General features: G+C 69.3%; 24 protein-coding genes. 15 read left to right on the forward strand and 9 right to left on the reverse strand.

Annotation, left to right across the window (positions count from 1 at the left end):
- Positions 1-18: 18 nt before the first annotated feature.
- The 7 genes from ACM26Y_RS01005 to ACM26Y_RS01035 all read left to right on the forward strand — a co-directional run bounded on the left by ACM26Y_RS01005 (position 19) and on the right by ACM26Y_RS01035 (position 6108).
- Entirely contained in the window at positions 19-1176 is a 1158-nt protein-coding gene (locus ACM26Y_RS01005; protein ID WP_416062422.1) for an acyl-CoA dehydrogenase family protein, read from the forward strand.
- Positions 1177-1204: 28 nt separating this feature from the next.
- Positions 1205-1963: an SDR family NAD(P)-dependent oxidoreductase gene (locus ACM26Y_RS01010; RefSeq protein WP_416062423.1), complete on the forward strand. Its 759-nt coding sequence runs from the start codon at positions 1205-1207 to the stop codon at positions 1961-1963.
- Between the two features lie 46 nt (positions 1964-2009).
- A complete protein-coding gene (locus ACM26Y_RS01015; protein ID WP_371384152.1) occupies positions 2010-2297 on the forward strand; it encodes a putative quinol monooxygenase in 288 nt (95 codons plus the stop codon).
- 147 nt (positions 2298-2444) lie between these two features.
- Positions 2445-2603, forward strand: coding sequence for a hypothetical protein (locus ACM26Y_RS01020; RefSeq protein WP_003939424.1), 159 nt, complete (start codon positions 2445-2447; stop codon positions 2601-2603).
- 77 nt (positions 2604-2680) lie between these two features.
- Positions 2681-3739 (forward strand): ATP-grasp domain-containing protein, encoded by a 1059-nt coding sequence (locus ACM26Y_RS01025; protein WP_416062424.1) that lies wholly within the window; start codon positions 2681-2683, stop codon positions 3737-3739.
- On the forward strand, positions 3736-4809 hold the full coding sequence (locus ACM26Y_RS01030) for a SagB/ThcOx family dehydrogenase (protein WP_416062425.1): 1074 nt from the start codon (positions 3736-3738) through the stop codon (positions 4807-4809). Before ACM26Y_RS01025 ends, ACM26Y_RS01030 begins: the two co-directional genes overlap by 4 nt.
- A gap of 6 nt (positions 4810-4815) precedes the next feature.
- The gene (locus ACM26Y_RS01035; protein ID WP_416062426.1) at positions 4816-6108 is read left to right on the forward strand and encodes an MFS transporter; all 1293 of its coding nucleotides are present in this window, start codon (positions 4816-4818) and stop codon (positions 6106-6108) included.
- On the opposite strand, the gene ACM26Y_RS01040 is transcribed toward ACM26Y_RS01035, so the two are convergent.
- The 4 genes from ACM26Y_RS01040 to ACM26Y_RS01055 all read right to left on the reverse strand — a co-directional run bounded on the left by ACM26Y_RS01040 (position 6001) and on the right by ACM26Y_RS01055 (position 8763).
- Positions 6001-6978, reverse strand: a complete 978-nt coding sequence (locus ACM26Y_RS01040; RefSeq protein WP_010595997.1) for an NAD(P)H-dependent flavin oxidoreductase — start codon at positions 6976-6978, stop codon at positions 6001-6003. The genes ACM26Y_RS01035 and ACM26Y_RS01040 overlap by 108 nt on opposite strands.
- Before the next feature lie 100 nt (positions 6979-7078).
- Positions 7079-7477 carry a nuclear transport factor 2 family protein gene (locus ACM26Y_RS01045; RefSeq protein ID WP_416062427.1) on the reverse strand — a complete coding sequence of 133 codons (399 nt, stop codon included), beginning with the start codon at positions 7475-7477 and terminating at the stop codon, positions 7079-7081.
- Between the two features lie 69 nt (positions 7478-7546).
- The gene (locus ACM26Y_RS01050) at positions 7547-8404 is read right to left on the reverse strand and encodes a crotonase/enoyl-CoA hydratase family protein (RefSeq protein ID WP_416063757.1); all 858 of its coding nucleotides are present in this window, start codon (positions 8402-8404) and stop codon (positions 7547-7549) included.
- A 110-nt stretch (positions 8405-8514) separates the two neighbouring features.
- Complete coding sequence (locus tag ACM26Y_RS01055) at positions 8515-8763, reverse strand: WhiB family transcriptional regulator (protein WP_003939431.1); 249 nt, start codon at positions 8761-8763, stop codon at positions 8515-8517.
- 521 nt (positions 8764-9284) lie between these two features.
- On the opposite strand from ACM26Y_RS01055, the gene ACM26Y_RS01060 reads away from it, so the two are divergent.
- Positions 9285-10046, forward strand: a complete 762-nt coding sequence (locus tag ACM26Y_RS01060; protein ID WP_010596001.1) for a crotonase/enoyl-CoA hydratase family protein — start codon at positions 9285-9287, stop codon at positions 10044-10046.
- A 73-nt stretch (positions 10047-10119) separates the two neighbouring features.
- Here ACM26Y_RS01060 and ACM26Y_RS01065 read toward each other — a convergent pair whose 3' ends face one another.
- A complete protein-coding gene (locus ACM26Y_RS01065) occupies positions 10120-10515 on the reverse strand; it encodes a DUF1269 domain-containing protein (protein ID WP_248957582.1) in 396 nt (131 codons plus the stop codon).
- A gap of 276 nt (positions 10516-10791) precedes the next feature.
- On the opposite strand from ACM26Y_RS01065, the gene ACM26Y_RS01070 reads away from it, so the two are divergent.
- From ACM26Y_RS01070 to ACM26Y_RS01080, 3 genes are read left to right on the forward strand one after another with little or no spacing between them, the layout of a single operon-like run.
- Complete coding sequence (locus ACM26Y_RS01070; RefSeq protein ID WP_416062428.1) at positions 10792-11196, forward strand: hypothetical protein; 405 nt, start codon at positions 10792-10794, stop codon at positions 11194-11196.
- A gap of 30 nt (positions 11197-11226) precedes the next feature.
- Positions 11227-11766: a potassium channel family protein gene (locus ACM26Y_RS01075; protein ID WP_416062429.1), complete on the forward strand. Its 540-nt coding sequence runs from the start codon at positions 11227-11229 to the stop codon at positions 11764-11766.
- Between the two features lie 13 nt (positions 11767-11779).
- A complete protein-coding gene (locus tag ACM26Y_RS01080) occupies positions 11780-13198 on the forward strand; it encodes a DUF2252 domain-containing protein (RefSeq protein WP_416062430.1) in 1419 nt (472 codons plus the stop codon).
- A gap of 75 nt (positions 13199-13273) precedes the next feature.
- Here ACM26Y_RS01080 and ACM26Y_RS01085 read toward each other — a convergent pair whose 3' ends face one another.
- From ACM26Y_RS01085 to ACM26Y_RS01095, 3 genes are all read right to left on the reverse strand, one after another.
- The gene (locus ACM26Y_RS01085; RefSeq protein ID WP_102031848.1) at positions 13274-13546 is read right to left on the reverse strand and encodes a hypothetical protein; all 273 of its coding nucleotides are present in this window, start codon (positions 13544-13546) and stop codon (positions 13274-13276) included.
- Between the two features lie 223 nt (positions 13547-13769).
- Positions 13770-14240, reverse strand: a complete 471-nt coding sequence (locus ACM26Y_RS01090; RefSeq protein ID WP_102031849.1) for a DUF6325 family protein — start codon at positions 14238-14240, stop codon at positions 13770-13772.
- Between the two features lie 301 nt (positions 14241-14541).
- Positions 14542-15777, reverse strand: a complete 1236-nt coding sequence (locus ACM26Y_RS01095; protein ID WP_416062431.1) for a cation:proton antiporter — start codon at positions 15775-15777, stop codon at positions 14542-14544.
- Between the two features lie 332 nt (positions 15778-16109).
- Here ACM26Y_RS01095 and ACM26Y_RS01100 point away from each other — a divergent pair, with 332 nt between their 5' ends.
- The gene (locus ACM26Y_RS01100; RefSeq protein WP_416062432.1) at positions 16110-18464 is read left to right on the forward strand and encodes an arylsulfatase; all 2355 of its coding nucleotides are present in this window, start codon (positions 16110-16112) and stop codon (positions 18462-18464) included.
- Positions 18465-18818: 354 nt separating this feature from the next.
- Here the strand turns inward: ACM26Y_RS01100 and ACM26Y_RS01105 are convergent, their stop codons facing one another.
- On the reverse strand, positions 18819-19232 hold the full coding sequence (locus ACM26Y_RS01105; RefSeq protein ID WP_054373417.1) for an SHOCT domain-containing protein: 414 nt from the start codon (positions 19230-19232) through the stop codon (positions 18819-18821).
- A 240-nt stretch (positions 19233-19472) separates the two neighbouring features.
- Between ACM26Y_RS01105 and ACM26Y_RS01110 the strand changes: the two genes are divergently transcribed.
- From ACM26Y_RS01110 to ACM26Y_RS01120, 3 genes are all read left to right on the forward strand, one after another.
- Entirely contained in the window at positions 19473-20090 is a 618-nt protein-coding gene (locus ACM26Y_RS01110) for a hypothetical protein (protein WP_416062433.1), read from the forward strand.
- A 76-nt stretch (positions 20091-20166) separates the two neighbouring features.
- A complete protein-coding gene (locus ACM26Y_RS01115) occupies positions 20167-20394 on the forward strand; it encodes a hypothetical protein (RefSeq protein ID WP_054373396.1) in 228 nt (75 codons plus the stop codon).
- Positions 20395-20465: 71 nt separating this feature from the next.
- Positions 20466-20927, forward strand: a complete 462-nt coding sequence (locus ACM26Y_RS01120) for a hypothetical protein (RefSeq protein ID WP_416062434.1) — start codon at positions 20466-20468, stop codon at positions 20925-20927.
- Positions 20928-21010: the final 83 nt, after the last annotated feature.

A 21010-nucleotide genomic window follows, 5' to 3' on the forward strand; every position in this document is an offset into this window, starting at 1 on the left:
ACCGAGGTAAGGACTTCCATGAAGCGCCACTTCTTCGACGCCGACCACGACGCGTACCGGGAGACGGTACGCGAGTTCCTCGCCCGCGAGGTCGAACCGAACTACGAACGCTGGGAGGACGAGCGGCTGATCGACCGCTCCGCCTGGATCGCCGCGGGCAAGGCGGGCGTCGTGGGCCTCGGCGTTCCCGAGGAGTACGGCGGCTCCGGCGTGAGCGACTACCGGTTCCGCTGCGTCGTCGCCGAGGAGATCGCCCGCACCGGCACCACCTCTTTCGGCTCCGGCATGAGCCTTCAGGACGACATCGCCGTCCCCTACATCGCCGACCTCGGCACCGAGGAGCAGAAGCGCCGCTGGCTGCCCGGCATGGCCGTCGGCGAACTCATCGGGGCCATCGCCATGACCGAGCCCGGCACCGGGTCCGACCTGCAGGGGATCAAGACCACCGCCGTGCGCGACGGTGACGACTGGATCCTGACCGGGCAGAAGACGTTCATCACCAACGGAATCCACTCCGACCTGGTGATCGTCGTGGCCCGCACCGACCCGAAGGCCGGCGCCCGCGGCTTCTCCCTGCTCGTCGTCGAACGCGACATGCCGGGCTTCACCCGCGGCCGCAAGCTGCGCAAGGTGGGCCTGGCCGGCCAGGACACCGCCGAGCTGTCCTTCGACGCCGTGCGGGTGCCGGCGGGCAACCTGCTCGGGACCGAGGGTCAGGGATTCGTTCACCTCATGGAACACCTTCCCCTCGAACGTATCTCCATCGCCGTCGGTGCCGTCGCCGCGGCCCGGGCGGCGTACGAGTGGACCAAGGACTACGTGTTCGAACGCACGGCATTCGGCAAGCCGATCGGCGCCCTGCAGAACACCCGCTTCGCTCTCGCCGAGATGCTCACCGAGATCGAGGTGACCGGTTCGCACGTCGACCGGTGCGTGCTCGCGCTGAACGCCGGGGAGCTGACCGCCGTCGACGCCGCCAAGGCCAAGTGGTGGGCCACCGAGCTGCAGAAGCGCGTCGTGGACCGGTGCGTGCAGTTGCACGGCGGCTACGGGTACATGATGGAGTACCCCATCGGGCGCGCCTACGTCGACACCCGCATCCAGACCATCTACGGTGGCACCACCGAGATCATGAAGGAGATCATCGGCCGCGACATCGCTGCCGAATTCGCCTGATCCACTCCACCTTCGAAGGAGCGACACGATGTTCGATCTGTCCGGTAAGCGGGCACTTGTCACCGGCGGCTCGGCCGGCATCGGCCTGGGCATGGCGCGGGGGCTCGCCTCCGCGGGCGCCGACGTCGCGCTGTGGGGCCGCGGCACCGAACGTCTCGCGAAGGCGGCGGCCGACCTCGAATCGACCGGGGTCCGCGTGCTCACCCGATCGGTGGACGTGTCCGACGAAGCGGCCGTCCGTGACGGTGTCGCCGCGACGGTCGAGGAACTCGGCGGGCTGGACGTCGTCGTGGTCAACGCCGGAATCGGGGGGCGGCCCGCGCGGTTCGTCGACTCGAGCACCGAGGACTACCGGAAGGTGATGGCGGCCAACCTCGACGGCGCGTACTTCACCCTGCGCGAGACGGCCGGGGTCCTCGTCGGCCAGGGCACCGGCGGATCGATGATCGTCACGTCGAGCCTGGGTGCGATCCAGGGCGCCGGACGCAACCAGGCATACGCCGCCACCAAGGCCGGGGTCCTGGCTCTGGCCAACGGCTGCGCGGTGGAACTCGCCCGGCACCGCATCCGCGTCAACAGCGTGCTGCCCGGCTGGATCGCCACCGGCATGACCGGGCCGCTGCAGGACTCGGAGACGTTCGAGTCCCACGTGATCTCGCGGGTACCGTTGGGCCGGTGGGGAACTCCCGAGGACTTCGCCGGCATCGCCGTGTACCTTGCGAGTGACGCCTCCGCGTTCCAGACCGGATCGTCCACCCTGATCGACGGCGGATACTCGATCTTCTGAACCGCCGGAAGTGTTGTCCAGCAAGATTCGACCACGAGGAGGAGCTATGGCACTGACCGCATTCCTGGAGCTCGAGTTCAAGCCCGAGACGCTCGGGGAGGCCCGCGCACTGATGGACCGGGTTCTGAAGGAGACCCGTGCGTTCGACGGCTGCCTCGGCATCGAGGTGCTCGCCGACCGGTCGAACGAGGCGCACTGGGTCGTCGTGGAGAAGTGGGAGTCGGAGCAGCACGACGCCGCCTACCGCGAGTTCCGGGCCGGGCCCGGCGCCATCACCGATCTCGGTCCGCTGCTCGCCGGCGCGCCGAAGCTGACCTACTACGACGAGGTCTGAACAGTAGGGGTGAGCAGTAGGGGGTGAGCAGATTCCGCCCTGGGGTGCCTGGGCGGGGGCGGCATCGTCGCCGACGATCGGTATGTCGGATCGACGCCCGCCCACCCGGTCCCGGGACGGCGGAACCTCCCAGGAAAGGCGGACGCCATGAACGTCGAAGAGATGGCCCGGACCCTGCTCACCCTCGACGACGAAGCGGCGCTGCGCAGCGCCGCAGCGATCGAGGACGCCACCTTCGCCGCCTACGCGAGCGACTACGTCGAGGCCATGACCCGGCCCGGCTGCAAGGGGTGTCACGGCGGCTGATCGACGGACGTGCAGCGGCCGGAGTACCACGGTGCTCCGGCCGTCCCGTCCCCACGACCGCCACCGAAGGAACCCTCATGACCGCTGCGCTGCCGCTGTTGCTGCGCTCGCACCCCCATCTCACCGCCGCCTCCGCCGAATCCCTGGACTTCCAGGCCCGCGTCGGGCATCCCACGGGGCCGGATCCCGCGCCGTGCGTTCTCGTCCTCACCCGTGCCGCCGACCGCGAGGTCGACGATCTGTCGCTGTGGCTGGCCGCGCGCGGCACCGCGCTGGTGCGGCTGGACAGCGACCGGTGCGCCGGCACGGACGTGCAGTGGGATCCGCTCACCGGTCTGCTCGCCCGTGACGGCCGGACGTTCCGGCCGCGGGTGTGCTGGCTGCGGTACTTCGACGTGGACGCCCTGCGCAGCGGGCACCCCGCGCCCGACGCGACGCTGCACGTGCGTGACCAGTGGCAGGCGTTCGTCACCGCCCTCACAGCGCACGAGGGGGTGCGCACGCTCAATCCCGCCGCGCGGCCCGGAACCCCCGATCGCCTCACCCAGCTCGCCGCCGCGCGGGCGGCCGGGCTGCGCGTCCCCGCGACCCTCGTGACGACACGGCTCGACGTCGCGGCCCGGGCTCTGCCGGGCACCGGCGATCTGCTGGTCAAGAGCCTCGGCCGGCACTGCGTCGAACCGCGGCCCGGCCGTCTGCTCGGTGTCTACCCTCAGCGCATCCCCCGCACGGCGCTCGACGGTACACAGCACACGGGCGCCCCGGTGCTCGTCCAGGAATATGTGGCCGCCGACCGGGAGCTGCGCATCCACGCCGTCGGCGGAACGCTGATCGGGTACGCCGTCACGCGACCCACCCCGGAGTCGCTGTGGACCCGGCCGGAGTCGATCACCGTGCGGCGCTGCGATATTCCGGCCGACATCGGAAGAGCGGTGCGGGGGCTCCTCGACCGGTTCCGGCTCGACCTCGGCGCCGTCGACCTGCTCGACACCCCCACCGGCCCCGTCTTCCTCGAGGTCAATCCCGAATTCGACTGGCGCTGGGCAGAACACGGCGCCGGTGACTCCGACACCACGAACGCGGTGCGTGCTCTGATCGCCGCCGCCGTCCCCGCACACCGAGGGGAGAACAGATGACCCGTGTCGCCGTCGCCGAGTACGCGGTGCTGTTCTGGCGCAACGGCACGCTGGTGTGGGACGACTACCTGCACCACCGGCAGTTCGCCCTCACCCCTGACAGCGAGCGGGTCCTGCGCTGGTTCGCGTCGTGGCGCGAACTCGACAGCATCGCCGAACTGGGGGAGTTGCCCCTCGGAATCGCCCACCGGCTGCTCGAGGCGCAGGTGCTCGTCGCCGAGGGTTCGGCCGAGCACGCCGAGCAGGAGCAGATGCTCGTCGAATGGGGCACGTGGGGCCCGTCGGCCCGTTACCTGCACTTCGCGGCCCGCACCGGCTCGGACGTCCGGTTCGCGGACGTGGTCGACGACGAACTGCGGTCGGCTGCCAAGGCGAGCGAGCAGCCGGCGCCCGCAGCCGCCAAGTCCTATCCGCAGCACCCGATGATTCCCGTGCCCGGCGACCGGCCGGACTCGTCGGGATGGCAGCGTCCGGGCCTCGTCGAGGCCCTGTTCGAGCGCCGTTCGGTCCGGCAGTTCACCGCCGATTCCGTGTCTCTCGACGCCGTGGGCACCGTCGCCCGCGTCGCGGCGGGGCCTGTCACAGTGATCGACCATCCGCAGGTCGGGCAGGTGCTGCTGAAGACCAGTCCGTCCGCCGGTGCCCGCACCCCCCTCGAGCTGTATCTCTACGCGAACCGCGTCGACGGACTCGAGCCGGGGTTCTTCCACTACGCGCCGATGCGCGGTGGGCTGGAACGGATCGGGCAGAGCGTGCCCCGGTCCGTGCTGGACGCGGCGCTCGGCGAGCAGCCGTGGCTGTCGGACTGCCCGGCGCTGCTCATCTACACGGCGGTACCGGCCCGGACCCGGTGGCGGTACGAACATTCCCGCGCCTACCGCGACATCCTCGTCGAGCTCGGCCACGTCAGTCAGACCGTCCTGCTCACCGCCACCGCGCTCGGGCTCGGTGCGGTGACGGCGACGGCGATGCGCGACCGCGAGCTCGAAGACCTGCTCGGCTGCGACCCCACCGCCGAACCGGTCCTGGCGGTCACGGCGCTCGGGCACCCCGCCGCCGGACTGGGGTGACGTCCGGTGTCCGGTGCGCTCGGTAATCCCGACTTCGCGCGGCTGTGCGCCGGGCAGGCGGTCGCGCAGCTCGGCAGCCGCGGCTACGGCGTCGCGATCATGCTGTGGGTGCTCGCGGTCAGCGGGTCGGCCGCGACGGTCGGCCTGGTCTCCACCGTGACGATGGGTGCCTTCACGGCCGCCACGGTGCCCGCCGGCTGGATCGTCGACCGCTTCGATCGCCGCCGCGTCATGCTCACCGTCGACGCCTGCTCGGCCACCGCCGCCGCGGTGCTGGCGTTCTGCGCGTGGCGCGGCGCGTTCGACCCGGTGCCCGTCCTCGCCGCCGTGTCGGTGCTCGGGGCGGGGTGGGCGGTGCGCGGCCTCGCCGAGGACGCGGCGGTGCCGCAGGTGGTCGAGCGCGAACAGCTCGGCGCGGCGTACGGGCTGTTCGAGGCACGGGGATATGCGACGGGCGTGGCCGGGCCGCCGCTCGCGGCCACCCTCTACGGCCTCGGTGCCGCGCTGCCCTTCGCGGGACATGCCGTGTCGTTCGTGGTGGCAGGGGCAGCGGCGTCCCGGGTCCGCACCCCGCTGCAGGCACCTCGCGTCCACGGCCCGGTCGTGGAGCGGCCGTGGGTCGCGATCCGGGAAGGGTTGCGCTGGTTCGCATCCCACCCGTTCGTTCGTACCACCGCGGCGCTGACGGCCGTCGCCGAGTTCGTGGTCAACGGCTGTGGCCTGGTGGTGGTCGTGCTCCTGGTCGGTAGCGGCGCGCCGTCCTCGACGGTCGGCATCGTGCTCGCCGGTGCGTACGGCGGGGGCATGCTCGGAGCCCTGGCGGTGCCGTGGCTCCGGCGTCGGGTTCCGGCACACCGTCTGCTCGTGCTCTCGGCGGCCCTCGGGGCTCTGGCGGTCCTCGCGGCGGCCACGGGATCGCCGGTCGCGGCGGCCGCCGGTTACGCGGCCCTGCTGGCGGTGACCCCGTCGTGGTCGGTGGTGGTGACCGCTCGCTGTGCCGAACTGGTACCCGACGAGGTACGGGGACGGGTCGGCGCGGCGACCGGTCTGGTCACGTCGCTGCCGGCGATGTTCGCTCCACTGACGGTGGGCGTGCTGACGACGACCGTCGGCGCGGCGAGCACCGCGGGGGTGCTCGCCGCGCTCCTCGGCGGGGTGCTCGTGGCGACCGCCGTCAGCCGGACGGTGCGCCTACAGGCCGGCGAGCCGCTCGCGCGCCGCGCGGTACTCGGTGGTGAGCCGGTCGACGAGTTCGGCAGCGGGTACGACGGCGTCGACCGCGCCGACGCCCTGTCCTGAACCCCAGATGTCGCGCCACGCCTTGGCCGCCGGTGCCGATCCCGAACTCTCGCCGGTGCCGAAGTCCATGGCCGACGGGTCCGACACGGCGAGGTTGTTCGGGTCGAGGCCGGCGGCTTCGATACTGCCGCGCAGGTAGTTGCCGTGCACGCCGGTGAACAGGTTCGAGTAGACGATGTCCGCGGCGGTCGAGTCGACGATCATGTCCTTGTAGCGGTCGTCGGCGTTGGCCTCTTCGGTGGCAATGAATGCCGACCCGACGTAGGCGAGATCGGCGCCGGCGGCCTGCGCGGCGAGGATCGAGCGGCCGTGCGCGATCGAGCCCGACAGCAGCAGCGGGCCGTCGAACCACTCGCGGATCTCCTGGACCAGCGCGAACGGGGACTGGGCGCCGGCGTGCCCGCCGGCGCCGGCGGCGACGGCGATGAGCCCGTCGGCGCCCTTGTCGATCGCCTTGCGCGCGAAGGTGTTGTTGATGACGTCGTGCAGGACGATGCCGCCGTAGGAGTGGATGGCGTCGTTGACGTCGGTGCGGGCGCCGAGGGAGGTGATGACGACCGGGACTTCGAATTCGACGATGGTGGCGAGGTCTTCTTCGAGACGGTCGTTGGAGCGGTGCACGATGAGGTTGACCGCGTAGGGAGCGGACGGCGCCTCGGGGTGGTTGGCGTCGTGCTTGGCCAGGGCCTCGGTGATGCGGGTGAGCCACTCGCGCAGCATCGCCTGGGGACGGGCGTTGAGCGAGGGGAACGAGCCGACGACGCCGGAGGTGCACTGGGCGATCACCAGGTCCGGGCCGGAGACGATGAACATCGGCGACGCCACCACGGGCAGGCGCAGCCGGTCTTGCAGGATCGGGGGCAGGGCCATGCGGAACTCCTTGTGCTGTGCGGTCTTACGGTGCTTTTTCGGAGGCGGTGCTTTTTGAGACGGTGCGGTCTTGCAGGCGGTGCGGTCGTACGGTGCGGCCTTACGATTGCCCGAGCTGGGCGGCCATGAGCGGCATCAGGGCGTGCAGGCCCTTGACCGGCCGGATCATCACCTTGAACGAGGTGATCTGCCCGGCGTCGTTCCAGTGCATCATGTCGATGCCGTCGACGTGTATGCCGTCGAGGTCGGCGGTGAACTCGAGCACCGCCGACCCGTCGGAGTACCACTCGCCGACGTACCGGAAGTCCCGCCCGGTGAACACGGCGAGCGCGGCCCGCAGGTAGGCGAGGGTCAGGGCTTTGCCCTCCTGTGGCGTGAACACCGCGGGGGAGTAGAAGACGGCGTCGTCGGCGATCAGATCGTCCAGGGCTGCCTCGTCACCGTGCTCGACGATGTGGTGCCAGCGTTCGACGACGTCGGGTCGGACGTGGGTCGGCATGCGGATCCCCTCTCGGTTCGTCGCCCCCGAGCGTAGGGGCCTCCGACCTAAACAGTCAATGGTGACCGTTCAGGGATGGAACGGCGGCATCGGCAGGTCGTCGCCGAACAGGTCGGGCAGATCGCTCGACACCCGGTCCGGGAACGACGCGGGGCGCTTCTCGAGGAAGGACGAGATGCCTTCCCGGGCGTCGGGGCCCGTGCCGCGGATGTTGATGCCGCGAGTCTCGATGCGGTGCGCGATCATCGGGTGCTCCGCGCCGAGCGTGCGCCACATCATCTGCCGTGACAACGCCACCGAGACCGGCGCCGAGTGTTCGGTGAGGCTGCGGGCCAGCGCACGGGCCCGATCGAGCAGATCGGCTGCGGGATGGAGCGCGTAGACGAGCCCGGCCGCGTGGGCCTCGGTCGCGTCGAAGATCCGTCCCGAGTACACCCAGTCCAGGGCGGTCTGCAACGGAACCAGGCGGGGCAGGAACCAGGTGGAGCACGACTCGGGGACCAGGCCGCGGCGGTTGAAGACGAAGCCGATGCGGGCGTCGTCGGCGGCGAGGCGGAAGTCCGCCGCGAGCGTCATGGTGATGCCGACGCCGACGGCCGGGCCGTTGATCGCCGCGATGATCGGCTTGCGGCACTCGAACATGCGCAGGACGACGCGACCGCCGCCGTCGCGCCGGACGTCGTCGGCACCCGGTTCGTCGAGCCGCTGCGCGAACGTGTCGGCACCCGCGGAGAGATCTGCACCGGCGCAGAAGGCGCGTCCGGCGCCGGTGATCACGACGGCGCGTACGGAATCGTCGGCGTCGCAGCGGTCGTAGGCCTCGATCAGCTCGTGCTCCATCGTGGTGGTGAAGGCGTTGAGCTGGTCGGGGCGGTCGAGGGTGATGGTGGCGATGCCGTCGGCGACGGACAGGGCGATGTGTTCCACGTCGGTCAGCATGCCAGGTTTACTGAGCGATCGGTAGGTGTGGGGTCGCGCACAGCGTGGCGCCCCCGTCGGAAGCCGATGACGGGGGCGCAGGCGCGACGTGCAGGGGGCTATCCGCGGGTCACGCGGCCGCGGCGGAACTCCTTGCCGCCCCAGATGCCGGACTGCCGGGTTTCGCCGGCGTAGGTGGCGCATGCGGCGACGAGGGGGCAACGGTCGCACACCCGGCGGGCGTAGTCGAACGACTCAGACGGGTCCGGGAACCAGGCGTCCGGTGTCGCGTCGCCGCGGCACGCGGCCAGGTCCCAGTCCGGTGTGGTGTCCGACGGGGCGAGCAGGTCGGTGAGCATCGTAGTCACGGGCAGGTCCTCCTTCCGAGGATGGAATGCGGGTTCGGTCGGGGCGACGCAGTGCCCCGGGACGAAGTCGTGGCAGAACGAAACGCGTCGAGGCGCAGAACGGTGTCGAGGAACGGACGGACGCGGAGGCGTCGGTCAGCAGATGTCGGGTCGCGTCGTCGGCGACCCCGCCTGCCGGGGTCCCGCTGGGGGAAGGACGCACGCGACGGGATGTCGCATCGGCTGCGGCGCCGGTCGTTCCGGCGGGGCAGCCGGTGGCGCTGTGCGCATCGCGTGTCTCCTTCCATGTCGTGGTCGTCGTCGATCGGTCGAGTCCAACGCCCCCCGCCGCCCGGGTTCTTCCCCTCGGTGCGAGAACAGTGACGGGTACCTCACGGCCCGGGTTCCGCTACATAGGTTTCGGCTATGGGTCGATCTCCCGTTCGGACTTTGTCCCGGGCGCCGGTCCGGTGATCGACTCGACGGGACGCTCCGGCGGCGCCGCGGGTGCGGCCGGAACCCCCGCGACGAGGAGACGCCACGTGAGCGCTGTACTGACCGAGTTCGGCGACGGCATCGCCGTCATGACCATCAACCGGCCCGAGGCGCGCAATGCCGTCGATCTCGAGGTCGCCAAGGCGCTCGCTGCCGCCGTCGACGAGTTCGAGGCGCGGCCGGACCTGGTCGTCGGGATCGTCACCGGCGCCGGCGGCACCTTCTGCGCCGGCATGGACCTCAAGGCGTTCACCCGGGGCGAGCGGCCGTCGCTGCCCGGCCGGGGATTCGCCGGGCTCACCGAGCGTCCGCCGACGAAGCCGCTGATCGCCGCGGTCGAGGGCTGGGCTCTCGCCGGCGGATGCGAACTCGCGCTCTCGGCGGACCTCGTCGTCGCTGCCCGGGGCGCCAAGTTCGGGCTGCCCGAGGTCAAGCGCGGACTCGTCGCGGCAGCCGGCGGCCTGCTGCGCCTGCCCAAGGTGCTGCCCTACCAGCTCGCCATGGAGATCGTGCTGACCGGCGACCCGCTCACCGCCGAGGTGGCGCACGCGCACGGTCTGGTCAACACCCTCACCGAGCCGGGTGCGGCGCTGGACGGGGCGCGGGCGCTCGCCGCCCGCATCAGCGGCAACGGGCCGCTCGCCGTCCGGGCGTCCAAGCAGATCATGTCCTCGGCGGTGCAGTACACCGATGCGGAGGCGTTCGCGTCGCAGCGGGCGCTCGTCGAGCCCGTGTTCGCCTCCGCGGACGCACAGGAAGGCGCCCGCGCGTTCGCCGAGAAGCGCGCGCCGGTATGGCGCGCGGAGTAGAGAACTCCCGGAAACCGCTACGAGCCGAGGTCCGAGTTCTCGGCCTCGAGCTCGGTCAGTGCTCCCTGGCACTTCAGGTCTGGTCTTCGAGCACCTCGAGTGAGGCGACGAGTCGGGTGCCGTTGGGGCGCACGGTGGCCGCGAAGGGTGCGGCCCTGGTGTTCTCGTAGACGACGATCGCCGCCGAGCACCCGAGGTCCGCACCGGCCTCACCGACGTCGGTGTCGTCGACCAAGCAGGTGGCCGCCCCGGCGAAGAGGATCACGTCGATATCGTCCGCGAGCCCGATCTCGGAGACGTCGATCCCGCCCAGGGAGCCGTCGGTGTCCTGGCGGACGAAGGCGAGGTCCGGCACCGCGATGATCCCGCGCGCGACGAGGTCGTACGGCAACGGCAGGGCCGAGCCGTCGGTCTGCGGGAACTGGACGACGAGATGGTCGACGGGACTCAGGATGTCGGCATCGCTGATGAGATTTCTCTTTCCACTGTGCCGGGAACGGGTGGCCGGGCCGTGTCCGGCTGTGTCGATGCGGTGACTGGTGCGCACGACCGGCAGTGGCCGTTGTTCTCCGCTCGGCCGCAGACGACTCGCCCTTCGGTGGATGTGGTGACCGAAGACCTTTCGGATCCCTCCCGCGCAGCCATGCGGTCGTGATCGCACGAAGATCGTCAACTCGATGCGGGGCGACCGGTGGCGCGCGCACAATACCGTACGTCGGGCCGGATCGAAGGGAAGGCGAGTGGCATGTCCCAGGACACGAGTGTCAAACAGGGTGTGGCGGCCGGTACGTCCATCGGTGCCGCGATCATCCTCACCACGATCGGTATCCTGCAGATCTTCCAAGGGATCGCCGCAGTGGCCGAGGACGAGTTGTTCGTCGTCGGGATCGAGTACACGTACAAGTTCGACTTCACCACCTGGGGATGGATCCACATCGTGCTCGGTGCGGTGATCGCACTGGTCGGCCTTGCGCTCTTCACCGGCGCGACGTGGGCGAGGGTTGCGGCCATCGTGCTTGCGGCACTCTCGATTCTCGCCAACTTCATGTGGCTGCCGTACTACCCGTGGTGGTCGATCCTCATCATCGCGCTCGATGTAGTCGTCATCTGGGCGGTGTCGACGTGGAACCCGCGCCGGGACTCCTACTGACGGCACCGCCGGCAGGCCGGGACGTCGCCGATGACCGACGGTGACGCCCCGTCCGGCCTGCCGGACGTAGGAGGCCGACGGCTGCTCTGGCTGGCGGTGCTGCGGCCGCTGCTCACCACGGTGTTGCTGGTGATCGCGTACTTCGTGCTGCCGCTCGAGGACATCGACGATGTCTCCACCCTGACGGTGCTGATCGGCGGGACCCTCCTGGTGTGTGCAGTGTGCGCCTGGCAGATCCGGCAGGTGCTGCGGTCCCCGTACCCGGCCGTGCAGGCGATCGAGGCGCTGCTGCTGTCGGTCGCCGTCTACCTCGTCGGGTACTCGACGGTGTATCACGTCCTGTCGTACAACTATCCGGAAGCGTTCGACGAACCGCTCTCGCGGATCGACGCGCTGTACTTCTGCATGACCGTCTTTGCGACGGTGGGCTTCGGCGACATCGTCGCGACCACCGAGGGCGCGCGGGCGCTCGTCACGGCGCAGATGGTCGGCAACCTTGTCCTCATCGCGCTCGGCCTCCGGTTCCTGACCGCGGCCGTGAAGTGGCGCCAGCAGCAGAAGAAGACGTGAGAGGAAGATTCCGATGGCCGAGACCTCGAGAAGCGCAACCGCAGTCGAACACCTCACCAGAGAGGAGCGGGCGGAACGCGGCCGGGCCGCCCGCGCCCGGACCCCGCTCTCCGCGCTCGCCGAGTTCGAGACGAGCGGTCGGCCCGATCCACTCGACCTGCTGGAGCGGCAGGCGACGTCCCGGGTGCCGGAGCTGGTCCCCGTGCGGTACGGCCGCATGGCAGAAACTCCGTTTTCGTTCTACCGGGGTGCAGCGCTGGTGATGGCCGACGATCTGTCCCGCGGACCGACCACGACCGTCCTCACTCAGCTGTGCGGGGACGCGCATCTGAGCAACTTCGGTATCTTCGCCACCCCGGAACGCAAGCTGACCTTCGACATCAACGACTTCGACGAGACGTATCCCGGGCCGTTCGAGTGGGACGTCAAGCGGCTCGTCGCCAGTCTCGTGATCGCCGCGCAGGACAACGGTTTCACGAGCAAGCAGCAGGCGCGCATCGCCCGCGCCTGTGCCGCCGAATACCGCGAGACGATCGCCCGGCAGGCGGAGCGTGGGAATCTGGCGGTCTGGTATTCGCACATCGAAGCCGGCGCGGAACTCGCGGAGCTGCGCGACGAACTCGACTCGTCCATGAAGAAGCGCCTGCGCAAGACTCTCGAGAAGTCCCGGCACCGGGACAGCGTCCAGGCGCTGGCCAAGTTGACCGAGGTGGTCGACGGCCGGCGCCGGATCATCAGCAACCCGCCGCTCATCGTCCCCATCGAGGAGGTGCTGCCCGACGCGGACGCGGACGAACTCTACGCCGACCTGCACCAGCGCCTCCGCCAGTACCGCTCGACCCTCCAGTGGGACCGGCGGGTATTGCTCGAGCAGTTCGAGTTCGTGCAGGCGGCGCGCAAGGTGGTCGGTGTCGGTAGCGTCGGGACCCGGGCGTGGATCTTCCTGCTGCGCGGCACGGGTGACGACGACCCGCTCTTCCTGCAAGCCAAGGAGGCGCAACGGTCCGTGCTCTCGTACTACGTGGACGGACCGACGTTCGCCAACGAGGGCGAACGGGTGGTCAACGGCCAGCGGCTGATGCAGGCGGCCAGTGACATCTTCCTCGGCTGGCAGCAGGGCCCCGGCCCGGACGGGATCCGGCGCGACTTCTACCTGCGGCAGCTGCGCGACGGCAAGGGCTCGGCGGTCGTCGAGGCGATGACTCCCACCGGCATGACGCTGTACGGGCGGCTGTGCGGACGGGTGCTGGCGTACGGGCACGCCCGATCCGGCGACCGCATCGCGATCGCCGCATACCTCGGGTCCGGAACCGAATTCGACGACGCCATAGCGGCTTTCGCGGTCGCCTACGCCGAGCAGAACGTCCGGGACCACGCTGCGCTCGTCGATGCGATCGCCGCGGGGCGGATCACCGCTCAGCGCGGTCTCTGATCCGAGAGAGCGCCGCCCGCCCCGTCCCGGCGTTGCTGTTCGGACGCCTGCCGGACCGCCTCGCCGAGCTGGAGCTCAGGCTTCCTCCAACGCCTCGCCGATTCCCTGGAGCAGGCGGTGGTGGTGCGCCTCGGCCAGGAGGTGACCCGCGGTGATGGCAACCGCCACCGGCCACTCGAGGAGCTCGAGGGCCACCAGGGTGCCGACGCCTGCGAGGTATGCGAGCTGCTCGGGCGGCGGGAGGCTGATGTGGCCCATGACAGGCAGTTCCAGGACGAGGTGTTCGGCCTCACGCAATCGTTCGAGGGCGGGCCGGCGCGGCGACACCGCTGACGTCGTGACAGCCATGGCAGTCCCTTCCACTGTCGGGCTTACGGACGAGCCGGCCGTGTTCCGGCCGTCGGGTCAGCGCCGGTCTCTGCGGTCTTCTCGCCGATCTTCCCGGCGGTCGGAACGCCGGCGGACGCCGTGAGCGACCACCGCTGCGGTTGCGACAGTCGTGGCCGTACGAGCCACGGGCGCGGGCCCGATCACTGCGGCGCGGCGCATGCGCCTGGCTGCGAGAGGCATGTCAGTCTCCTTCCGATTCGTCGGCTTCGATCGCGGCCAGCAGGGCCTGCACGGGAATGCGGCCGCTGGCCACCAGCTGTCCCCCGGCACGGCGTACCGCCGATGCGAACGGTGCGGCCCACAGGTTCTCCCACACGAGCAAGGCCGCGGTGCTGCCGGGCTCGACGGCCGCGGCGACCGCCTCGACGTCCTCCTCGCTGAGCAGCATCGCCAGCTCGGCTTCGTAGGAGCGCAGCGCGCCGATCTCGGCTTCGTCCAGGTCGGCGAGCTCGAACGCTTCGAGTGATCCGTCGGTGTCCTTCTTCAGCAACAGCAGATCCAGGACGCGTACTGTTCCGCGTTCGACGAGTTCGTGGAGGGCGGGCGCGATCTCGCCCCTGAACCTGCTGCCCGGGAACTCCACTACGATCCAGTCCACCGGACCGAGTTCGTCGATGTCACTGTCGATTTGTCGTTCGACCTGTTCGGTCATCGCGTCGTCTCCTTTGCCGAGTTGCCGTCGATGGAGTGGCAAGGCCACGTACCCGTGGCGGGTTCCACGTCCGGTTCGGCGGCGTCCACGTGCCGCCTCGTCCCGGACGGCCGGCTTGTCGGAGAGTCCGATGACGACCTGGCAAGTCGGTCTGCCGGTGAATTCTACGCAATCGACGGTAGACCTGATGGCTGCGCCCGGAAAGGAGCTCGGTGAAGACCGCTCGATCCGGTGACCTACGGCGCCTGAAATGGACCCGAGCAGGACAGATCGGATATTCCGGACGCAGGTGCCGCGGCGTCTACGCCTCGTGTGCCGGCTTCCGTTCGGGTCGGGGGTGGCGGCGGAACCATGCGGCGTACCGGTCGGCGAGGGGGGCGGCGGTGACTCCGTGGGCGAGGACCGACAGGCCCACGGTGACGACAGCGGTGAGCAGTAGCAGGTCTTCGTGGGGCAGGGTACCGGGTTCTTCGAGAATCAGGATGACGAAGACGATGGTGGCCAGTCCGCGGGGGCCGAACCAGCCGAGGAAGGCGAGGGTGGGGGTGCGGGCATGGGTGCCGAGCAGCGACAGTGCGACGGGGACCATGCGCACGACGGTCAGGCTCAGCGCGGCGTACGCGAGTACCGGCCACGACAGGTGTTCGAGAGCCGGGCCGAGCAACACCGCCCCGAGGACGACGAACGTCACGGCGTTGAACACATCCCCGGCCTCGTCGATCAGTTGGGAGACCTCCCCGTCGGCGCGGCGCCGGATCGTCCCGAAGGTCAGCCCACCGACGAACGCGGCGATGAATCCCGAGCCGCCGAGGGGCAGGGCGACGGTGTAGGCCAGCGTGGCTGCGGCCACCGGCACGATCTGAACCCATAGGGGGTCGATCGTGCGGTGCCGGCCGGCGAGGATCAGTACCGCCGCCGCGACCGCCCCGGCACCTACCCCGGCGAGGATGCCGTAGCCGATCTGCTCGGTGACCAACCGTACGGCTGCACCGCCGCCGATTGCCCCGGACTCGGCGCGTGCGATCGCCAGTACGATCAGGAACAGCGGTACGCAGATGCCGTCATTGAGGCCGCTTTCGACGTTGAGTCCCTGGCGCACCCGCGTCGGCAGGATCGGCAGGGTGACCACCGCCTGCCCGAGAGCGGCGTCGGTGGGCGCGAGGAGCACGGCGAGCAGCAGCGCCTCGGGCCAGGAGAGGTCGCCCAGCACGAGTACCGCGGCGGCGAAGCCGGCCGCGATGGTCAGCGGTAGCCCTATACCGAGAAGTCGTGCAGGAAGCGAGATCTCGGACCGTAGAGCGGTCGGGTCCACACCAGCGGCGTCGGAGAACAGCACGAGGGCAAGGGTGACCTCGGCGAGGAGTTTCACCGTTTCGCTGGTCGCCTCGATGTCGATCAGCCCGGCAGCCTGTGCGCCCAGCACGAGGCCGCCGACGGTGAAGACCATCGGAGCCGTGACGGAAGTGCCCGCAACCCGTCCGGAGATCGCCGCGAAGACGAGCAAGATGCCGGCGATCGCCGGGAGTGCCCAGGTCATGCTGCCCCCTCCGCGGGCGGAGGGCGGTGGCGGGGTGCGCCGGCCGGCCATCGGCGTCCGCGCGGCAGAACGAGAGCTGCCACACCCGACCACAGTGGAACTCCCAGGAACACCAAGATGATCCACATCATGAGTCGGGTCCTTGCCTCGCCGCACCGGAGTTCCGGGACAGGCGCGACCGGAGGGGCGGCGTCGTCATATTCTGCCGAATCCGAGACATCGTGCGACGAAATTTCGGCGGATCGCGCCGTTTGCACGTGCGGCGATTCGGCCGGTCGATACGCTCGGAATGCCGGAAAACGACAGGTCTGCTCGAGATCGGGAGCGTTGCCATGGCAAGAACCCACCACGGAAAGATCGCGGTCGACATTCGTGATTCCGTCCCGGATTGGGCGCCGTATCTGCCCGCCCAGGCACCCGAGAACGCCCCGAACGTCCTGATCATCGCCTGGGACGACGTCGGGTACGGCAGTATGGACATCTTCGGCGGTCCGATCGAGACCCCGACGATGCGGCGGATCGCGGACCGCGGCGTGAAGTACTCGAACTTCCACACCACCGCGCTGTGTTCCCCGACCCGCGCGTCGCTGCTGACCGGACGCAACGCGACGACCAACGGAATGGCGACCATCGCCGAATTGAGCTCCGGATTCCCCGGCATCAGCACCCACATCCCGTTCGAGAACGGGTTCGTCTCGGAGGTCCTGGCCGAGCGGGGATGGAACACCTACTGCGTCGGCAAGTGGCATCTGACGCCGGGGGAAGAAATGAACATGTCGGCGGTCAAGTCCCGGTGGCCGCTGGGCCGCGGATTCGAGCGCTTCTACGGATTCCTCGGCGGCGAATCCAGCAGTTGGTACCCCGATCTGGTCTACGACAATCACCCGATCGACGCCCCCGGAACACCCGAGGACGGCTACCACCTGTCCAAGGACCTTGCGGACAAGGCGATCGGGTTCATCCGCGACGCCAAGACCATCGACCCCGACAAGCCGTTCTTCATGTACCTGGCCCCGCAGGCCGGGCACGCCCCGCACCACGTGTTCACCGAATGGGCCGACCGGTACAAGGGCAGGTTCGACCAGGGCTACGAGGCCATCCGCGTCGAGATCCTGCAGCGGCAGAAGGACCTCGGGTTGTTGCCTGAGAACACCGAGCTGTCACCGATCAATCCGCACGGGGAGCCGGCCACCACCGGGCCCGACGGTCAGCCGTGGCCGCTGCTCGACACCGTCCGGCCCTGGGACTCGCTCACCGCCGACGAGCAACGCCTGTTCGTCCGGATGGCCGAGGTCTTCGCCGGTTACATCTCCTACACGGACGACCAGCTCGGCCGGGTGATCGACATGCTCGACGCGAGCGGCGAGCTCGACAACACCCTCGTCGTCGTGGTTTCCGACAACGGTGCCAGCGGGGAAGGCGGACCCAACGGATCGTTCAACGAATGGCGCTTCTTCAACGGGATCCCCGACACCACCGAAACCACCCTGCCGCACCTCGACGAGCTGGGCACACCGGTGTCGTACAACCACTACAACACCGGCTGGGCGTGGGCCTTCGACACCCCGTTTCCGTACTGGAAGCGCTGGGCCGGCTACGAAGGCGGAGTCGCCGACATGTGCGTGGTCTCGTGGCCGGCGCGGATCGAGGCCTCGGCCGAACCTCGCTCGCAGTACGCCCATGCCGTCGACGTCGTCCCGACGATCTACGAGCTGCTCGGCATCACCCCACCCGCGGTTCTGAAGGGATACACCCAGAGCCCCCTCGAAGGAGAGAGCTTCGCGGCCTCGCTGACCGATCCCACAGCACGGGGCAAGGACGTGCAGTTCTACACGATGCTGGGGCAGCGTTCGCTGTATCACGAAGGGTGGCTCGTCTGTTCCGTGCATCCGCCCCTGTCCGGGTGGGGGCACTTCGACAAGGACGTGTGGGAGCTGTACCACCTCGCGGAGGACCGGGCGCAACTGCACAACCTCGCAGACGCCGAACCCGAGCGGCTGGAAGCTCTGAAGAGCCTGTGGTTCTACTACGCGGGTCGTCACCACGGGCTACCGCTGGACGATCGCAGCGCCCTCGAACAGGTGCTCGCCGAACGTCCCCACCCGGGCAAGAAGCGCGACCAGTATGTCTACTATCCGGACTGCGCGGACGTCCCGGAGGCGGCCGGCGTCGCCATCACCGGTCGGTCCTACACGATCGTCGCCGGTGTGCACGTGGACTCGGCCGCTGCCGAGGGAGTCCTGTACGCCCACGGCGGTCTGGCCGGTGGTCACAGCTTGTACGTCAAGGACGGTCGTCTGCGCTATGCCTTCAACTGGGTCGGCACGCACCTGCAGACCGTGGTCGCCGACCGGGACCTGACCCTCGGCGCTCACGTGTGCACCGCCGAATTCGCCGTATCGGGGAAGAACACCGATCCGGCAATGCCGGGTTTCGCCGGCACCCTGACTCTCTATGTCGACGATCAGCAGGTGGCCTCCGACGAGATCGTCACCCAGCCAGGGGCGTTCTGCCTCGTCGGGGACGGCATCTGCGTCGGGCGCGACAGTGCCTCGCCGGTCACCCCGGACTACGTGTCCCCGTTCCGCTTCACCGGGGGCACGATCGACAAGGTTGTCGTCGACGTCTCCGGCGAACGCTACGTCGACCACGAGGCGCAGGTGCGGGCCTGGTTCTCGATCGATTGACCCGCGTTGCTCAGCGACCGCGCACGATGCAGTAAAGCGCGATGAGGCAGGGGAACCCGATGAGGCAGGTGGACCTTTCCGTGCTTTCCCCTTGCCTGGCTGCGGGCCGATAGCGCCGGCAGTCGGTGCGCAGAGGTGTGATCCGCCCTCGAGGACCCGCCGGGGTGGGTGTCGGCACCGTCGTCCGTTCTCGCACGTTGCCGGTGATGTCCTCGGGGCAGAAGTCCTCCGACCCCATCCGGAAGGCCCCGCCCGGAACCACCTCATGTCGTTCGGTGCGCGGCCTACTGGTTGCCTGCTTCGAGCATCTCGGAACCGGATCGCCCGTCCTCGCGATGCCGTGCGGGACCGGCCCTACCGGACCTGCATGCCCGTCTCCCCAGCGGATGTCCGTCCCAGTGCCGTGGCCTTGAGTTGCTCGAACTCGGCCTCGGTGATCACTCCCGAGTCGTACAGCGCCTTCGCATCGGCGATGTGCTCGGCCGGGGACTTGCCGGCCACCTGCCGGATGTACTCGTCGGTGGCCTGCTTGGTCTCCTGCTGGGCGCGCATCGACCGCTCCGCCATGCCGCGGCCCCGGGCGATCAGATAGACGAAGGCGGTCAGGTACGGCAACAGGACCAGCCCGATGACCCAGAGGGTCTTGGCGAAGCCGGACACGGTGTGATCGCGGAACAGGTCGACCAAGATCTGGAACAGCACGATCAGGTAGGCCACGAAGGCGAAGACGATGACCGTGTACCACACGTAATCCCAGAACGAATCCATGATGTGCACCTCCTGTGTGCGGACCCCGGGTGGGGCGGAGCTCCCGAGGACCCGGGCGACTCACATCGAGAATCACACCGCGACCGGCCTCTCCCCAGGGGAGAAAGACCCTCGATCCCACCGCCGGGCGGCGGCTCCGGATCCCTCCCGCGACCACCCGAATCGAGCGGTGACCTTGTGCTCTACACCACTGGCCGCCGGCGGCGGAACACTGTAGTCGAGCAACGCAGGAGTATCGAGATGAACGCAGAGCAGCCCCTGGCCCTCCGGTTGTGGCGCCGCGCTCCGTGGAGCGGCAATCCCCTGATGCGACGATCCGAGCGAGTGGAATCCGCACTCGTCCTGATCGTGGCCCTGTTCGTGCTCGTCCTGATTCCGTTCGCCGCCGCCTACGGGACGGCGACCTACGCCCGGATCGGCCAACTGGCGATGCAGGAGCATCAGCAACGGCACCAGGTGGCGGCGGTCCTTCTCGGGGAACCGGCACCTGCGCGGGCCGATGCACTGACGGACACCGCGACACGGGGTCCGGGCAACCCGGATCGAGCGACCGCGCGGTGGACGACCGGAACCGGTGAAACACGCTCGGGCAGGGTGGAGGTGCCCTTCGGTGCGAAACCCGGCGAGACGATCGATATCTGGATCGACTCGAACGGTGATCCCGTCGCCGCGCCCAGAACAGGTTCGGACGGCGTCGTAGCCGGTGTCATTGCGGCGCTCACGGTGTGGGGGATGGGCTCCGGGGTCGCGCTGATGCTCCTGTACGGAGTGCACCGGGCAGGTGTGAAGCGGAGGATCTCGGCGCTGGATCGGGAGTGGAACGACGTCGGAAGGAGCCCGGGATGGTCGATGGGTTGACCGTCGGGATGCCGGCCGGCGCGAAGCGGCATGCTCGATCTTCTTGCCGGGTAATATCTTGCGTCGGGAGGCCCGGATGAGCGACTGGGTGTGCCGGCTGACGATGCCGAAGGATTCCGGCGACAGTCCGGCTCAATTGCATCTGGTGCTCCGCGACGATCTCACGGACGCGGAGGTGCTCGTCCGCGTCCTAGGCCTGGTTCACGAGTTCTACGGTCCCCGCGTGCAGGTCGACGATCTGAGGCCCGAGTCCTGGGCGCAGACCCGAGTCGCGTCCCGGCTCCGAAGCTCACCCGCCGGATGAGGAACGGAGGCGATACGGCAGGTCGTTTCAACGCAGATCACCGAGCCGGATCTCAGGGAAGGGGACGGGGCGTGTCCGAGGATGTGCGTGTCGGTCAGGGCGGTGCGCGCCACGGCGGCGTGAGCCGGGGCAGTACCGCCGAAAGGAGCGTCGGGCAGAAGATCGCGACGGGCATTTCGGTCGGTGCCGCCGTCGTTCTTGCCACCGTGGGAATTCTGCAACTGCTGCAGGGCATCGCGGCCGTCGCGGAGGGCGAACTGTTCGTGGTGGGGCAGAAATACACCTTCGAGTTCGATCTCACCACGTGGGGTTGGATCCACATCGTCACCGGTGCCGTCCTCATCGTGGTAGGCGCTGCCCTCCTCACCGGGGCCACCTGGGGGCGGGTCGCGGCGATCGTCGTCGCGGCCCTGTCGATCCTGCTCAACTTCATGTGGTTGCCGTACTACCCGTGGTGGTCGATCCTGATCATCGCTCTCGACGTGGTGGTCATCTGGGCGGTCTCGACCTGGGATCCACGGCTGGACTACTAGGTTCGCGTGAAGGCCGGACCGAGGTGATCGACCCCGGGCCGTCCACCGATCGGCGGAATATCAAAGGGTGCAGAGGTTTCGAT

This window comes from Rhodococcus indonesiensis, from assembly GCF_047782815.1.
GTDB lineage: Bacteria > Actinomycetota > Actinomycetes > Mycobacteriales > Mycobacteriaceae > Rhodococcus > Rhodococcus indonesiensis.

Bases quoted from the DNA above. Each gene is read 5' to 3' on its own strand.
- ACM26Y_RS01040 (WP_010595997.1), bottom strand. From the start codon at position 6,978: ATGGCCCTGCCCCCGATCCTGCAAGACCGGCTGCGCCTGCCCGTGGTG.
- ACM26Y_RS01030 (WP_416062425.1), top strand. From the start codon at position 3,736: ATGACCCGTGTCGCCGTCGCCGAGTACGCGGTGCTGTTCTGGCGCAAC.
- ACM26Y_RS01075 (WP_416062429.1), top strand. From the start codon at position 11,227: ATGACCGACGGTGACGCCCCGTCCGGCCTGCCGGACGTAGGAGGCCGA.
- ACM26Y_RS01025 (WP_416062424.1), top strand. From the start codon at position 2,681: ATGACCGCTGCGCTGCCGCTGTTGCTGCGCTCGCACCCCCATCTCACC.
- ACM26Y_RS01085 (WP_102031848.1), bottom strand. From the start codon at position 13,546: ATGGCTGTCACGACGTCAGCGGTGTCGCCGCGCCGGCCCGCCCTCGAA.
- ACM26Y_RS01015 (WP_371384152.1), top strand. From the start codon at position 2,010: ATGGCACTGACCGCATTCCTGGAGCTCGAGTTCAAGCCCGAGACGCTC.
- ACM26Y_RS01020 (WP_003939424.1), top strand. From the start codon at position 2,445: ATGAACGTCGAAGAGATGGCCCGGACCCTGCTCACCCTCGACGACGAA.
- ACM26Y_RS01095 (WP_416062431.1), bottom strand. From the start codon at position 15,777: ATGACCTGGGCACTCCCGGCGATCGCCGGCATCTTGCTCGTCTTCGCG.
- ACM26Y_RS01110 (WP_416062433.1), top strand. From the start codon at position 19,473: ATGAACGCAGAGCAGCCCCTGGCCCTCCGGTTGTGGCGCCGCGCTCCG.
- ACM26Y_RS01045 (WP_416062427.1), bottom strand. From the start codon at position 7,477: ATGCCGACCCACGTCCGACCCGACGTCGTCGAACGCTGGCACCACATC.
- ACM26Y_RS01105 (WP_054373417.1), bottom strand. From the start codon at position 19,232: ATGGATTCGTTCTGGGATTACGTGTGGTACACGGTCATCGTCTTCGCC.
- ACM26Y_RS01005 (WP_416062422.1), top strand. From the start codon at position 19: ATGAAGCGCCACTTCTTCGACGCCGACCACGACGCGTACCGGGAGACG.
- ACM26Y_RS01090 (WP_102031849.1), bottom strand. From the start codon at position 14,240: ATGACCGAACAGGTCGAACGACAAATCGACAGTGACATCGACGAACTC.
- ACM26Y_RS01100 (WP_416062432.1), top strand. From the start codon at position 16,110: ATGGCAAGAACCCACCACGGAAAGATCGCGGTCGACATTCGTGATTCC.
- ACM26Y_RS01115 (WP_054373396.1), top strand. From the start codon at position 20,167: ATGAGCGACTGGGTGTGCCGGCTGACGATGCCGAAGGATTCCGGCGAC.
- ACM26Y_RS01070 (WP_416062428.1), top strand. From the start codon at position 10,792: ATGTCCCAGGACACGAGTGTCAAACAGGGTGTGGCGGCCGGTACGTCC.
- ACM26Y_RS01080 (WP_416062430.1), top strand. From the start codon at position 11,780: ATGGCCGAGACCTCGAGAAGCGCAACCGCAGTCGAACACCTCACCAGA.
- ACM26Y_RS01010 (WP_416062423.1), top strand. From the start codon at position 1,205: ATGTTCGATCTGTCCGGTAAGCGGGCACTTGTCACCGGCGGCTCGGCC.